Origin of the sequence: Advenella kashmirensis WT001 (assembly GCF_000219915.2) — a bacterium.
Lineage (GTDB): Bacteria > Pseudomonadota > Gammaproteobacteria > Burkholderiales > Burkholderiaceae_B > Advenella > Advenella kashmirensis.
The window spans coordinates 655,043-668,816 of record NC_017964.1 but is presented as its reverse complement, the minus strand read 5'-3'; the positions used below and the strand labels follow the sequence as shown (position 1 = coordinate 668,816).

General features: G+C 57.4%; 13 protein-coding genes and 2 pseudogenes. 6 read left to right on the top strand and 9 right to left on the bottom strand.

All coding sequences use genetic code 11. The annotated features are described in order from the left end of the window. Nucleotides 1-11: 11 nt before the first annotated feature. The 3 genes and pseudogenes from phnC to TKWG_RS03190 form a co-directional block, all read right to left on the bottom strand. Nucleotides 12-854: a phosphonate ABC transporter ATP-binding protein gene (phnC, locus tag TKWG_RS03200; RefSeq protein ID WP_014749442.1), complete on the bottom strand. Its 843-nt coding sequence runs from the start codon at nt 852-854 to the stop codon at nt 12-14. A 524-nt stretch (nt 855-1,378) separates the two neighbouring features. Beyond that, nucleotides 1,379-2,697, bottom strand: a pseudogene (locus TKWG_RS03195) (YbfB/YjiJ family MFS transporter). A gap of 18 nt (nt 2,698-2,715) precedes the next feature. Next, a complete protein-coding gene (locus TKWG_RS03190; RefSeq protein ID WP_014749439.1) occupies nt 2,716-3,687 on the bottom strand; it encodes a threo-3-hydroxy-L-aspartate ammonia-lyase in 972 nt (323 codons plus the stop codon). 139 nt (nt 3,688-3,826) lie between these two features. Here TKWG_RS03190 and TKWG_RS24455 point away from each other — a divergent pair, with 139 nt between their 5' ends. Both TKWG_RS24455 and TKWG_RS03185 read left to right on the top strand, forming a co-directional pair. Continuing rightward, complete coding sequence (locus TKWG_RS24455; RefSeq protein WP_238534303.1) at nt 3,827-4,168, top strand: FAD-dependent oxidoreductase; 342 nt, start codon at nt 3,827-3,829, stop codon at nt 4,166-4,168. 52 nt (nt 4,169-4,220) lie between these two features. Then, on the top strand, nt 4,221-5,066 hold the full coding sequence (locus tag TKWG_RS03185; RefSeq protein WP_014749437.1) for an NAD(P)/FAD-dependent oxidoreductase: 846 nt from the start codon (nt 4,221-4,223) through the stop codon (nt 5,064-5,066). A gap of 147 nt (nt 5,067-5,213) precedes the next feature. On the opposite strand, the pseudogene TKWG_RS03180 reads toward TKWG_RS03185, so the two are convergent. The 4 genes and pseudogenes from TKWG_RS03180 to TKWG_RS03165 all read right to left on the bottom strand — a co-directional run bounded on the left by TKWG_RS03180 (nt 5,214) and on the right by TKWG_RS03165 (nt 8,669). After that, nucleotides 5,214-5,731, bottom strand: a pseudogene (locus tag TKWG_RS03180) (class IV adenylate cyclase). A 210-nt stretch (nt 5,732-5,941) separates the two neighbouring features. After that, on the bottom strand, nt 5,942-6,922 hold the full coding sequence (locus TKWG_RS03175) for a Bug family tripartite tricarboxylate transporter substrate binding protein (protein ID WP_014749436.1): 981 nt from the start codon (nt 6,920-6,922) through the stop codon (nt 5,942-5,944). Nucleotides 6,923-6,940: 18 nt separating this feature from the next. Beyond that, a complete protein-coding gene (locus TKWG_RS03170; protein WP_014749435.1) occupies nt 6,941-7,888 on the bottom strand; it encodes an SMP-30/gluconolactonase/LRE family protein in 948 nt (315 codons plus the stop codon). Then, entirely contained in the window at nt 7,872-8,669 is a 798-nt protein-coding gene (locus TKWG_RS03165) for an SDR family NAD(P)-dependent oxidoreductase (protein ID WP_014749434.1), read from the bottom strand. Before TKWG_RS03165 ends, TKWG_RS03170 begins: the two co-directional genes overlap by 17 nt. A gap of 111 nt (nt 8,670-8,780) precedes the next feature. On the opposite strand from TKWG_RS03165, the gene TKWG_RS24450 reads away from it, so the two are divergent. Further along, nucleotides 8,781-9,026, top strand: a complete 246-nt coding sequence (locus TKWG_RS24450; protein ID WP_238534302.1) for a LysR family transcriptional regulator — start codon at nt 8,781-8,783, stop codon at nt 9,024-9,026. 29 nt (nt 9,027-9,055) lie between these two features. Continuing rightward, the gene (locus TKWG_RS03160) at nt 9,056-9,685 is read left to right on the top strand and encodes a LysR substrate-binding domain-containing protein (RefSeq protein ID WP_238534301.1); all 630 of its coding nucleotides are present in this window, start codon (nt 9,056-9,058) and stop codon (nt 9,683-9,685) included. 160 nt (nt 9,686-9,845) lie between these two features. Here TKWG_RS03160 and gorA read toward each other — a convergent pair whose 3' ends face one another. Continuing rightward, nucleotides 9,846-11,192 carry a glutathione-disulfide reductase gene (gorA, locus tag TKWG_RS03155; protein ID WP_041709801.1) on the bottom strand — a complete coding sequence of 449 codons (1,347 nt, stop codon included), beginning with the start codon at nt 11,190-11,192 and terminating at the stop codon, nt 9,846-9,848. A gap of 244 nt (nt 11,193-11,436) precedes the next feature. On the opposite strand from gorA, the gene cuyB reads away from it, so the two are divergent. Both cuyB and TKWG_RS03145 read left to right on the top strand, forming a co-directional pair. Then, a complete protein-coding gene (cuyB, locus tag TKWG_RS03150; protein WP_014749432.1) occupies nt 11,437-12,249 on the top strand; it encodes a cysteate racemase in 813 nt (270 codons plus the stop codon). A 2-nt stretch (nt 12,250-12,251) separates the two neighbouring features. Then, nucleotides 12,252-12,998 carry a VOC family protein gene (locus TKWG_RS03145; RefSeq protein WP_014749431.1) on the top strand — a complete coding sequence of 249 codons (747 nt, stop codon included), beginning with the start codon at nt 12,252-12,254 and terminating at the stop codon, nt 12,996-12,998. Here the strand turns inward: TKWG_RS03145 and TKWG_RS03140 are convergent. Further along, nucleotides 12,925-13,749 carry a M55 family metallopeptidase gene (locus TKWG_RS03140; protein WP_014749430.1) on the bottom strand — a complete coding sequence of 275 codons (825 nt, stop codon included), beginning with the start codon at nt 13,747-13,749 and terminating at the stop codon, nt 12,925-12,927. The genes TKWG_RS03145 and TKWG_RS03140 overlap by 74 nt on opposite strands. Nucleotides 13,750-13,774 lie beyond the last annotated feature (25 nt).

Below are 13,774 nucleotides of genomic sequence, written 5' to 3'. Positions count from 1 at the left end.
TGAAATAATGTTTAAGCTGCTGCCAGAACCAGGCGTGCCGGGTCTCTGGCGGGTGTTTTTTGTGCCTCCTGCTCTCCGAACAGAAGCGCCGTACCTATTTCCGAGCCGTACAGGTCGCTCAGAAATTCGTTGCTCAGCCCGGTGATCGGGCCGTCGAAATATTTTTTGCCGCCTTTGAGCGCTACCGCGTGGCGGCAATATTTCACTGCGTAGTCCACCTGATGCAGCGTGACAATGACTGTTTTGCCGTCGCGCTTATTGATGTCCGCCAGTGTCTCCATGACACGGCGAGCCGATTCCGGATCCAGTGACGCGATGGGTTCGTCTGCCAGAATAATTTCCGCCTTCTGGCACAGGGCGCGGGCAATGGCCACGCGCTGCTGCTGACCACCAGACAGGGTTGAAGCACGACGATAGGCATACTCAAGCAGACCGACCCGCTCCAATGCCCGCAACGCGTTATTCACTTCTTCCTTGTTGAACAGGCCGAGCGCGCCGCGTACCCGCGACATGCGCCCCAGGCTGCCCAGCAGGACGTTCTTCAGGACCGACAACCGTCCCACCAGATTGAACTGCTGAAAGATATAACCGATGTCAGAACGCAGGCGGCGAACATTGCGGTTCAGGATGCCATCTTTTTGCATTTGCTGGCCCAGCATCTGGATGTCGCCGCCAACCTGGCGATCACCGGTGGCCAGGCCGGCCAGATGGCGCAGCAACGTGGATTTTCCGGAACCGGATGCGCCGATCAGCGCCACCATCGCGCCAGGTGCCACGTCCAGTTCCAGATCGTGCAGCACTTGTCTGGTGCCGAATGTCTTGTTCAGATTCTGAACCCGAATTGCCTGAGTCATCGTATTCCTTTATATATTTTGCAACTGCCGGGCTGATACACCGGAAAACGGTCGAGCGCAAGCAGCAGATGTCAGCAGTCGGCCAGCCATAGCGGGCCACTACTGTTCAAGTGCTGTCATATTAAGGAAGATGTGTGACAGTCCGGTTAATGCTGTCTTACACGGCAGTGACAGTTTTGCCATTTTTGGGGCGATTTACTAGACAAGCCGGATGCAGCAAGAAGGAATAATTCTTATAATTAATCAATGATTTGGCATTTTTCCAACACTATTTTGTGCGGATAACATAGACAAGTTAAAACGAACTAAAAAATGTAACAGCAACGGCGGTCAAGCGTGCATGATTGCACCTGTGGTCAACGACGGGCACGCCGCGACAGTACAATGCTGACGGCAGCGCCCTTGCCGGCCTGACGTCGCTTTCCTCTTGCACCGGTAAAGAACCAAGCAAGGCAATGCGTAGCCAAAGCGCCGGCTCATGGGTCGGGTACGCAATCTCGCTGGCCCGGGCCAAAAAATTGCCTTTAGCGTTGCGCCTTAGGCCCGGGCGATAGCATGAGCATCACAAATGCAATAGCCAGCGCCACCGCGGCCAGCATAAAGAGCAGCAGATACTGGCCATTGGAATGCGCAAACACAAATGACATTGCATAGGCAGCGGCTGCCTGCATCAGCGCAAAAGCGGTTGTCGCCCTGCTCCAGGCGATTTTCTGCTGCGTCGGGGAATGCGGCAGCATCTCGCGCAAACGCCCCAGAACCAGCGGCACAATGCCCGGCGTGAACGCTCCTACCGCGAAGCTGGAAATACCAAGCAGGATGGGCGCCGTGCTCAGAATCGGTAGAATAACCATAAGCAATTGCAGCAGCAACGCCGCACGCAGGTCAATCCATAGCCAATACGGTCTGCCACCGCTCCGGTACACAGAGGCCCTGCCACTGCCCCCAAACCGTAAATGACCCAGAATAACGACCCGGTACTGACGCCCCAGCCAAGCCCCCGCGCCACATAATCCACGAGGAAAACCATGTGCGCTACCAGCCCGACTGCATTGAGGCCGTAAACAAGATACAACACATACAGGGCACGACTATCGGTTTCTGCGCACTCCCGGTGTGGCGACGTGGTCTGCATACCCACAGGGTCATCACGAATCGATGCCTCTGCATCGCCCGCGCGGTGTTGCGCGTTTAGAGCAGCATCAGTCGAAACCGCTGCAGGTACTGACGTAGATGTTGTTACTGTTGTTGCCGGCGGCGCCGATGGCCAGCTGGACCAGGCCAAAAGCGTCAACAATAAAGACAACACCGCCAGACCCAGCCATGTTTGCGTCAAACCCAGTTGCAGCAGCATCGGCACCAGCGTGCCCGATGCGACCACGCCCAGTCCCACCCCGGTAAATATTACACCACTGGCCAGCCCGCGACGCGAGGGCAGCACGAACGGCAGGATGGATGTGGCGGCAAGCACCATCAAGGCGCCACCGGAGACGCCTGACACAAAACGCCACAAAAAGAACCAGATAAACGATACCGGCAGCGCGCAGGCAAAAAAAGCAAGTGTCGCCAGGACCATCATTAGTCGCAAGGCAGCTCGTGTCCCGGTCTGCCGGGCGATACCAACACCCAGCAGGGCGCCGGCCAGATACCCCGCAAGATTGGCCGCACCCAGATAGGCTGCTGTGGACGCAGAAAACCATTGTGCATTGATAATGGCCGGCAGCAATGGTGTATAGGCAAACCGGGCCAGCCCGATGCCTACCAGACTGGCACACAGCCCAGCCATCAACATCCGCCATTCCGGCAACGGTGCCGGGGTATTAGCGATCGACTGTTCTGTGCGCATTTTCACGAGTTCGTTCCGTTAATCAGTGGCACTGCCGAGCAAGGCGCAGAAATTGGCCAGGTCCACATTGCCACCGCTAATAATAATGCCCACGCGCTTGCCACGCACCAAGTCTTTTGCACTGGCAGCACCGGCCAGCGACAGGCACCCGGTAGGCTCGACCAGCATTTTCATGCGCTCGGCATAAAAGCGCATCGTACGAATCAGCTCCTGATCCGTAACAGTCAGGATATCTGCCACTTCGCGCTGAATGATGGGAAAAGTGTAGTCGCCCAGAAACTGCGTTTGCGCACCATCGGCAATGGTTTTGGGCATGTCGATGCGCACGATATGGCCGGCGCGCAGGGACAGTTGCCCATCATTGCCCGCTTGTGGTTCCACGCCATAGATCTGGCAATCGGGGGCAAGCGCCCGCGCCGCCAGAGCCGAACCCGACAGCAATCCGCCGCCACCCAGACAGACAAAAAGCAGATCTAGCGGCCCGGTGTCTTCCATCAGTTCCAGGGCGGCCGTCCCCTGGCCGGCGATCACGTCAGGGTGGTCATAGGGTGGGATAAGTGTATAGCCATGTTGCTGTGCCAGCCTTGTGGCAATGGCCGCCCGGTCTTCGGTATAACGATCATATTGCACCACCTGCGCGCCATAGCCGCGTGTTGCTGCCAGCTTGGCAGCCGGTGCATCCAGCGGCATCACGATGGTGGCTTTGACCTGGAGCAAGGAAGCGGCCAGCGCTACGCCCTGGGCATGGTTGCCCGAGGAAAAGGCAATCACCCCTGCACGCTGTTGTGCTTCGCTCAATGTCGCGATCGCATTGAATGCGCCACGGAACTTGAATGCGCCAATGCGTTGCAGGTTTTCACATTTGAAATACAGGCTGGCGTCCAGTTGCGCGTCAATGGTCCTGGAACGAAGCACCGGCGTGCGGTGCGCATAACCTTTGATGCGTTCGGCGGCGGCGACAACATCAGTGTAAGTGGGCAGTGTCTGCATAATGCTCCTGTGTCAGAAATGGCCCTGCCGCGCAAAACGTCATGACCTTGCCGGTTTATCTCAATCCGCCTATTCTACCCGCGTTTGAGCCGTTACAATGGACGCCACCATCAGGCCAGATCGAGAAGCATCCATGTCCATGCAAAACAACTCAGTTGCCATTATCGGCGCCGGCATTGTCGGTTTGTGTACAGCGCACGCCCTCCGAAAGGCGGGCTGGCAGGTGACTGTTTTTGACGCGCAGGACCCGGGCTCTCAATGCTCTTTCGGCAATGCCGGTGCGCTGTCCGAAGGCTCGGTCGCCCCCTTGGCCATGCCCGGTGTCATCAGGCAGGCGGCCTCCATGCTGCTGGACAGCACCAGCGCGCTACATGTCCCGCTGGGATACCTGTTGCCGGCCATGCCTGGTTTGCTCGCTTTATCGCTGCATCACGACCAGAACGCGTGCGGCAGATCGCGGCGGCCCTTCATGATCTGCTGACCGGATCGGTGCGTCATCACACGGAACTGGCTCGCGATATCGCTGCGCCCATTTGATAAAAACCACAGGCCAGCTACACCTGTACCCGAACGCCGACAGCCGTGACAAGGACAAGGCGTCCTGGCAGCTCAAGGGCGACTTCGGGCTGGCCATGCAGTCGGTGGACCGCGCCGCCATTGCCGAACTGGAGCCGGCAGTGAGTGACACTTATCGCTGCGGCTGGTTTCTACCGGATGAAGGCTGGGTTAGCGATCCGTTCCAGTATTCACAGGCCCTGGCCAAAGCAAATACAGACCAGGGCGTTGTATTTATCAACGCCGGCATCAGCAGCCTGCGCCGCAGCAACGACAAGTGGCATTTGCACAGCGGTGAACAATCATGGCCAGCCGATCATGTTGTCGTGTGTGCAGGCATGGGCTCGCGCGGTCTGCTGGCGACACTGAATCTGTCGGTGCCGCTGGAAAGCCAGCGCGGCTACCATTTGCAGGCGCCACATCCAGGTGTAACGCTATCGCGCATTGTGGTGCTGGCCGATCGCAAGATCTTCATGAACCCGATGCAGGGTCAATTGCGCATCGCCGGTACGGTTGAATTTGGCGGCACCGGCAAGCCGATGAACCAGCAGCGCGCACTGCTGCTCAAGGATCACGCGCTGGCCGGTCTGGACAACCTTGATACCAGCGGCTTTACCACCTGGCTGGGACATCGGCCCTGCCTGCCCGATTCTTTGCCGGTCATCGGACCTGTCGCGAATTTGCCGGGCCTGTGGACCGGATTCGGACATGGCCATCTTGGGTTGACCGGCTCGGTCAATACCGGCAGGCTGCTGGCGCGTGCCATGGCTGGCCAGACAAGCGCCAACGAATTGGCGCCGTTCTCCCTGAGTCGTTTTCGCTAAGGCTTTTTTTGCAGGCCGCTTTTGGGAATGCAGCTGTCGGTACGCTATTTTCAGCAAGCAATATCGCCATTTGCCAAGCAATCACGTTTATCAGCTGCATTGATGCAACCGTCATGTCATCGCACATTGCGTGGCAGGCAAATCAGATTACAAACGCTTGCGGGCCAACAGATCGAAGTAGGATCCTTCGATAAGTTGCGAACTGCGGATTCCCAATTGCTGCATCAATAATTCGGCTTGCTGCATGCCACTGGCGGTGGACTCGCCGTCTTCAAGCACAACCTCGAGCTCCATGAACTGGCCCAGCCTTCTACGTGATCAAGGTGAACGCGCGTTCTGCCTACCATGTACAGCGTACGTCGCTTGATTACCCGACCGATCACGCCCTAGGCCAGTGATAACACTTCTCTGAGCGATTCAGGCGTCGCAGTTTCTGACAACACATAGAATGATTCTTTCGGCCCGACCTCATCCGGGCGCCGATAAAAAATAAGCTGTCCTGTCCCGTCTGCAAATTGCCTGAGCTTGAGCCGACCTTCATCACACTTGAAAAACGTATCATCCTGGAATATGTCGCAAGGTGATTCAGTTGCCAACGTGGCCGCCTGTTGCGCCAGATCACTGACACTTGCAATACGCGCCTTGATTTCGATATTTCTCGCCATTTTGCCATCTCGTACATACATGTTTGCTGCGCCAGTACAACCCTGCTTCCATACTGGCACATGAATCGGCCATTATAGCCCCGCCCATGATGGTTCAAGATGGATCCCTGTCGGTCACTGTCGCGCGCATTGATCATTGAAATCGTCATTGCGACAGTCATCTGCACTGGCAGTGAACGTGATTGGACGTCACCTGTGTTAGTGATCCCCTTATTGATTCATCTTGATATTTTCCGCCTTGATCAGATCAGCCCATTTTTTGCTGTCCTGATCGATCAATGACGCAAACTGTGCCGGTTCCAGATCATCGGTATCCAGTCCGGAGGTTTGCACATATTGTGCGACTGCCGGTGTTTTCATGACCGCTAGATAAGCCAGGTTCAGTTCCTTTATTTTCTCGTCAGGCGTGCCGGCCGGTGCAAAAACACCGTACCAGTTGGTCGCATGGACATTTTTGATGCCCAGTTCGTCAAAAGTGGGAACCTGCGGCAGCGCCGCAGATCGCTTGTCCGATGCCACGCCGATAGGCACCAGGCTGCCTTGCTTGATATGCTGCACCAGGCCCGACACATCGCCAAAGAAGCCATCAACCTGTCCACCGATGGTCGCGGTAATTGCCGGTGCGGCGCCGCCAAAGGGCACAATCAGCGTATTGGCTTTGGTCGCAATGCGAAACTGGGCAATCGCCATATGAGGCATGCTGCCTACCCCGGAAGTGGACAGCGAGATACCATCGGGATTGCTTTTGGCCTTTTCAAGCAACTCCTTCACACTTGTGATACCGCTTTTTTTGGACACAACCAGCACTTCGGGTGTTGAAACCAGCAACGCTACCGGCCGCAGATCCTTTGCCGGATCATAGATCAGCTTTTTGTACAGCGCCGGATTGATGGCAATTGCACCGGTAGAGCTTAGAAACAGCGTATTGCCATCCGGTTTTGCGCGGGTCACTGTACTGGCGGCAATGGCGCCGTTGCCGCCCGGTTTATTTTCCACCACCACTGTTTTCTTAAGCTGGCCCTCCAGCTCTTTTCCGGTCACCCGGGCCAGCGTATCGCCAGGACCGCCAGCAGGAAAGGCCACTACGACACTGACGGGAGATGCAGCCAGGGCATGCTGGCTGAGCGCAAGACCCAGAACAGCGGCAACTGGCATCACGTATTTAATATATTTTTTTCCGAATCCGGACATGTCTTCCTCCTTATGTCGTCAGGTACCCGCAATCCCTTGCGTATTGACGAACAGTGAATAAATGGACGTACACGACGCCATGAACAGGCGATTCCGATGCAAACCGCCAAAACATAGATTGGCGCACCGCTCGGGCAATGCAATGCGCCCCAACAATTCGCCTTGCGGGCTAAATACCCTGACTCCGTCAAGTTGCGCCGTGCCCATTCCCCAGCCGCACCACAAATTGCCATGGACATCCACCCGAAAGCCGTCGGGCGTGCCTTCACCTGCATCAAAAAGCACACGCTGCGCAAGCAAACCTGTGCCGTCGGCATTCAGATCAAAGGCCAGCAGGTTACGCGGTTGGGCACGCGATTCAACTATGTACAATTGTGATTCGTCGGGAGAGAATGCCAGACCGTTAGGGCCGTTGACGGCATCGGTCACCAGTGCGACGTGTCCGTCAATCGGATCAATGCGATAGACCGCAGCAGGCAGTTGCTGCTCTGCCTGTTCACCCTGATAGTAGCCAACGATGCCAAACGGCGGATCGGTAAACCACACTGAACCGTCTGACTTGACCACGACATCATTGGGTGAATTAAGTGGCTTACCCTGATAGCTGTCGGCCAGGACGGTAATGCGGCCATCTGGTTCGGTGCGCGTTACCCTGCGCGACAGATGCTCGCAGGTGATCAGGCGTCCTTGCCGATCGCGTGTATTGCCATTGGCATGGTTGGACGGACTGCGAAACACCTGGCTCTGGCCGGTGGCAGCATCCCACCGCATCATGCGGTTATTCGGTACGTCACTCCATAGCAAACAGTTCCAGTCGCCAAACCACACCGGCCCTTCGGCCCACCGACTGCCGCCGGCCAGCCGCTCAAGCGCGGCCAGGGGCAGCGTCAGTGCATGAAAGCGCGGGTCCAAAGCAATCACAGCAGGATCCGGATAGCGAACGGGGGTCTCAGTCGCAGCGTGCACTCATGCCTCCGTCCACAATGATTTCGGTGCCGGTGATAAAGCGCGCCTCATCGGAAGCCAGAAAAAGCGCGGCATTGGCCGTATCAATGCCATCACCCATGAATGGCAGGGGAATACGTGCCTGGCGCTGTGCAAGCAGCGTACTTACATCGCCGCCTGCACGTTGTCCTGCAAGACGTGTTTCCACCATTGGTGTGTGCATCTGGCCCGGCACCACGGTATTGCACCGTATATTGCGCTTGGCATATTCCACCGCCACGACGCGAGACAACTGGATAATGCCTGCTTTGGCGCTGGCATATCCGACCTGCGCCGAGCCGGTCCAGCGGATGCCGGATGTGGAGGAAATGTTGACAATCGCCCCTGCACCCTGCTGTTCCATAATCGGCAACACATATTTGCAGCCCAGAAAAACACTTTTCAGATTGAAATCAAGCTGGCTGTCCCATGTCTGCTCATCCAGGGCGACCGGGCCACCCTTTTTTGAACCACCGACATTGTTGACAAGAATATCGACCCGTCCGAAAGCCTCCTGGCAGGCCTGCACCATCTGCTCAACAGCCTCAGCCGAGGTAACATCTGCAGTCCAGGTTCGGATCGTGCCGTTGACTTCATTAACCTTGGTCACAGTCTCATTTAACGCATCGGGGTTCATATCCACGGCAAAAACATGCGCGCCCTCGCTGGCAAACCGCCAGGCAATCGCCCGACCGTTGCCCCAGCCGGGCCCCACACTGCCGGCTCCCGTCACGATTGCTACTTTGTTTTCCAGACGTCTCATCGCTCGCTGTCCCTGTTATCGTCTAATCACAGTCATGATGCGCGAGGGCCTGCGAATCATCAAGGCCCGCCTTGCGACTTCTGATATCGAAAAAACGTATATCATTGCCACATGGATCTCAAACAGCTTCAGTATTTCATCGTGATTGCCGAACAGCGCAGCTTTTCCCGCGCTGCGGACATGCTTGATGTGTCACAGCCCTCGCTAAGCCGGCAGATCCAATTGCTGGAGGCCGAACTTGGACAGCATTTGCTGGTTCGCACGGGCCGTGGGGTAGAACTGACTGAAGCCGGCACCCGTCTGCTGGGCCATGCCCGCACCCTGCACCATCTGGCCACGCAGCAAAACAGGATCTGATCAACTTTCGTTCTTCGGCTCCGGGCCGGGTGCGGCTGGGCATTCCGCCGCGCGTTGCGCGACGACTGGCGCCCAATATCATGCAGCAGTTCCGGGCGCAGTTTCCCGCCTCATCCATTACGCTGGCCGAAGGCCTGAGCGCCCAGTTACGTGATTGGCTGCTTAAGGATAAGGTTGATCTGGCGCTGCTCTACGAGCCCGCGCCCTCTTCACTGATGCAGGTAGAGTCGCTGTATCGGGAAGAGCTGGTACTGGCCCACGCACATGCCGGCGGGCCGGTCCTGCCGGCAACGATTGCCGTTGCCGATCTGGATAAATATCCATTGGTGCTGCCCAGCGCGCCCAATACCATTCGCGCGCTGGTTGAACAGACGTGCAGAGAATGCAATGTGCAATTGAATGTCGTAGCCGAAGTGGACGTTGTGCAGACGATTGTGGAAACCCTGAGTTATTCGCACGAGCCGGTTTTCACGATCATCCCGCGCTCTGCACTGGGCGATATCCCCGGCCCCACGCGCCTGAGCTGCGCGCCGATTGTGGAGCCGGTCATCCGCAATAATCTTACCCTGGCCATCGCGACCGCCGCGGCGCAATCACAGCTGGTGCTTGCGGTTGCGCAAATTATTCGCGCCATTGATATGAACAGCCATATGGGTTGAAATGGTTTGGCGCAATGGTTTGGCGCAAATGTGGCGGGAAGGCCGACAGCCATGCCATAAAACCATACAGGCAATATCAGCCCTGTACGCCCTCGCCCATCCACGCCAAATAAGCATGACCGCCGCACTGCCCCAACACATCGCGCCGGGGGCAGTTGTATTATCCGCGCATGGTCACAAACTCTTCCGCTGCGGTCGGATGAATGCCAATGGTCGCGTCAAAGTCCGCCTTGGTTGCGCCCATGCGCACGGCCACGGCAAATCCCTGCACGATTTCTCCTGCGTCGTCACCGGCCATATGCAAACCCACTACACGATCGGATTTCTTGTCGACAATCAGTTTCATCATCATTCTGGCAGTGCTGCCACTAAGCGTATGCTTAAGGGGGCGAAATTCCGAACGATAGATGGTGACCTCGCCATACTTCTCGCGCGCTTCGTGCTCACTATAGCCCACCGTTCCCACGTTTGGATGGGTGAAAATGGCAGTCGGAATAAATTCATAACTCATGCGACGCACACCCTTGCCAAACAGATGATCCACCAGCACCATGGCTTCGCCCAGTGCAACCGGCGTCAGTTGAATCCTGTCGGTCACATCGCCCAAAGCATAAATGGAAGGGGCCGATGTCCGGTAGTTTTCGTCAATCTGAATGGCGCCATTGTGATTGACCTGCACGCCCGCAGACTCAAGATTGAGTTTTTGCACATTGGGCGCGCGTCCTGTCGCATACAGCACCTGGTCGGCCTGCAGCGTCGTGCCGTCATTCAATTTCACTGACAGAACGTCACCCTCTTTGTCGATGCCGTCCACTTTGGTCTCAAAGTGAAAATGCACGCCGGCTTTTTCCATTTCCTTTGCAGTGAACGCGCAGATTTCTTCATCAAAGCCGCGCAGGATACGATCGCGGCGGATCACGATATGCACCTGGGCGCCCAGTCCATTGAAGATCGATGCAAATTCACATGCAATATAGCCAGCACCCACCACGACCAGCCGTTTCGGAAACTGCGGGACATCGAAAATTTCATTTGAGGTAATCACATGTTCGCGCCCGGGAAAATCGGGCACGACAGGCCAGCCGCCAGTCGCAATCAAAATGTGCTTTGCTGTATAGGTCTTGCCGTCATCCATGCGAACGGTATTGGGCCCGGCCAGCTCGGCCCAGCCAGTCAAGAGGGTCGCGCCGGCGTTGGTAATCAGCGAGTGATAAATGCCGTTAAGACGGGAGATCTCCGTGGCCCGGTTGGTTTTCAGGACCGACCAGTCCAGTGTCGCCTCGCCGACATTCCAGCCAAAACCGCGTGCCTCTTCAAAAGCTTCATGATAATGCGCAGCATAACTATAAAGTTTCTTGGGAATGCAGCCGACATTGACACATGTTCCGCCCAGATCGGATCCTTCTGCCACCGCCACCCGGACACCGGCCTGTGCTGCCATGCGCGAGGCGCGTACCCCGCCGCTGCCGCCGCCGATTACAAAAAAATCATAGTCGAAACTTTCCATGCTGACTCCAAATTCAAAATGCGCAATATTGTCGGGCCGCCATGCCAACTGCTGCCGGAAACCGGGCCAGGCCCTTTTTGCGGCGTCACTGCGGCTGCCCGGCACAAATGCCAGCGGCAGCCGCATCGCTTTGGCCCCGCCTGATTGTAACCCTAGCGTCCCGGCAAGAGATGCAAAACCCCTGCGCGCAAGTGCGTTCTCGCCAGCCTGGTCGTATAATCATTCCTTACGGAGAGTTATATTCATGTCATTGCCTCACACATCCTCGTTTTCGTCTTCCCTGACTGCTGCCCCACCGGTCTGGCCCGTGCTCGGTGTCCTGGGGGGCATGGGACCGCTTGCCGGTGCCACGTTTGCAGCCAGGCTTGTGCAACTGACCCCGGTAACGGCAGACCAGGCGCATATCCCGGTACTGCTGCGCAATGATCCGCGGATTCCTGACCGCAGCGCGGCGCAGCTGGCCGGCGGGCCAAGCCCGCTGCCGGCCATGCGCCAGGGAATGCAGGACTTGCAGCGCTGGGGCGCGCAATGCATTGCCATTCCGTGCAATACGGCGCATTTGTGGTTTGAGCAGTTGCGCGACAGCGTCCAGGTGCCGGTTCTGCACATTGTCGAATCAGTCATTCAGGATCTGCAACGCAATGGCATCTGTGATGGCCCGGTGGGCGTGATGGGCACCCCGGCGACGATGCAATTGGAACTGTATCAGAAGGCCCTGCGTGCGGCCGGATATGAGCCTTTTACCGGCAACGACAATAGCATTCGTGACTGGTCCGTGCAGGCCATTGCCGCCGTCAAATCCAACCAGAACGAGCTGGCCTTTGCCCCCGCTGCTGCGGCCGTCAATCGCCTTGCCCAAATGGGCGCGCGGGCCGTTATTCTGGGTTGTACGGAATTGCCGCTAGCCATCCCGCCATCGCGCCGTGATGCGTTTGATGTCGTGATATCGGACTCGATCGACGCCCTGGCGCATGCCGTGCTGGCGCGCTTTTCGTATCATGAGCACACCAGCGACAGTGCTGACCATGCCGTAGCAGCGGTCGCAAAACCGGAGTAATCATGTCTGTGCCCCACACTGTCATTGATCATATTGTCGTGACCGCCAGCGACCTTGAGACAGGTGCGGCCTATGTACGCGACTGCCTGGGTGTAGCCCCGCTGCCGGGCGGCGAACACGCAAAAATGGGTACCCACAACCGCCTGCTGCGCTGTGGCACAAACTGCTATCTGGAAGTAATTGCCATCAATCCGGTCGCGCCAGCCCCCGCGCAGCCACGCTGGTTCGGGCTTGATGCATTGGCACCGGAGAGCGCCGCAGCGCTGTCGGCCTGGGTCGTGCGTACAACAAATATTCATACACATGCGGCGGCAAGCACCCAGCCTTTGGGCCCGGTCACCGCCATGCAGCGCGCAGACCTGAACTGGCTGATCACGATTGCTGAAAGTGGCCTGTCGCCCCTTGACGGGATGGCCCCGGCGCTGATTGAATGGCAGACCGCCGAACTACCGGTATTATCCATGCCGGATATGGGCCTTTCGCTGGAAGCACTGCATATCTATCATCCTGAACCAAAGGCGATGCAGGCGCTACTGGCCAGTCTGCAACTGAACGCCCCGGTCTCGGTATTTCCAGCCGCGCCGGACAGCAAACCGGCCTTGCGGGCGATTATCCGCACACCGGCCGGCATCCGCGCACTGGCTGATCAGACCAGGCAGCGTACCACCCTGGGTTCTAGCGCAAGGCCGCAGACATGGTGGAAAACACATTCAATGTGCGAATCACATGCTCGATACTTTCTGCCTTGAATGATAGGGTAACCCCATCTACACGGTCGGTGCCGGGCAGCACGCAAAATGTATCGGCCAGTGCAGGCGAATTGGTTTGCAACCTGCATTCATATGGCGCACCGATCACAAACGGTGTCAACGCTTGTGCCATGGCACTCTGAACCGCCCTGCGCATGCCCTCGCGTATGCGCTCGCAGGCCGCTTGCGGCGTCAGCGTAGCAGCACTGGCATGACCCATGGCCTGTTTGGTTTCCACCCATACGGCACCGTCGAAAAACGCTTTGTTTTCCTCGATGAAATACTGGTCGCCGCTGCCGAAGATCACAGGTACACCGGCCTGACCGGCCAGCGCGCCATACAGGCCCGGTTCGCCCAGTTCCATGCCGTTGACCGTCACCCGGGCAAAGGCAAAACTGTTGATGGTATGGGCCAGCACGCCACGACCCTGAGCCCGTGAGTGATGCCCGACCAGGGCGACAGCGCCAACACCGAATTCCAGACCGGTCATCATGCTGTAAGCCCGTGGCTTGCCGCTGATCAATGTAGCACGCGCATCAATCTCGGATGCAATCATATTGCGAAAGCCGCCATGCGAATCGTTCACATAAACAGCCGTGGCGCCACCATCGAACGCGCCGGCAACTGCAGCGTTGGCTTCGGCCGCCATCCACTGTCGTGCCCTTTCATACTCCACGTTGCCGGCCCGCACCTGCTGCGCATCCACCACACCGGCGACGCCTTCAATGTCTGTTGATATTAGTACTTTCATTGATCACACCTTGTTATTCTTTGCC

Coding starts and splice junctions, on each gene's coding strand:
- TKWG_RS03175 (WP_014749436.1), bottom strand. CDS start 6,922: ATGTCCGGATTCGGAAAAAAATATATTAAATACGTGATGCCAGTTGCC.
- phnC (WP_014749442.1), bottom strand. CDS start 854: ATGACTCAGGCAATTCGGGTTCAGAATCTGAACAAGACATTCGGCACC.
- TKWG_RS03190 (WP_014749439.1), bottom strand. CDS start 3,687: ATGCAGACACTGCCCACTTACACTGATGTTGTCGCCGCCGCCGAACGC.
- TKWG_RS03140 (WP_014749430.1), bottom strand. CDS start 13,749: ATGAAAGTACTAATATCAACAGACATTGAAGGCGTCGCCGGTGTGGTG.
- TKWG_RS03165 (WP_014749434.1), bottom strand. CDS start 8,669: ATGAGACGTCTGGAAAACAAAGTAGCAATCGTGACGGGAGCCGGCAGT.
- TKWG_RS24455 (WP_238534303.1), top strand. CDS start 3,827: ATGCAAAACAACTCAGTTGCCATTATCGGCGCCGGCATTGTCGGTTTG.
- TKWG_RS03145 (WP_014749431.1), top strand. CDS start 12,252: ATGTCTGTGCCCCACACTGTCATTGATCATATTGTCGTGACCGCCAGC.
- gorA (WP_041709801.1), bottom strand. CDS start 11,192: ATGGAAAGTTTCGACTATGATTTTTTTGTAATCGGCGGCGGCAGCGGC.
- TKWG_RS24450 (WP_238534302.1), top strand. CDS start 8,781: ATGGATCTCAAACAGCTTCAGTATTTCATCGTGATTGCCGAACAGCGC.
- cuyB (WP_014749432.1), top strand. CDS start 11,437: ATGTCATTGCCTCACACATCCTCGTTTTCGTCTTCCCTGACTGCTGCC.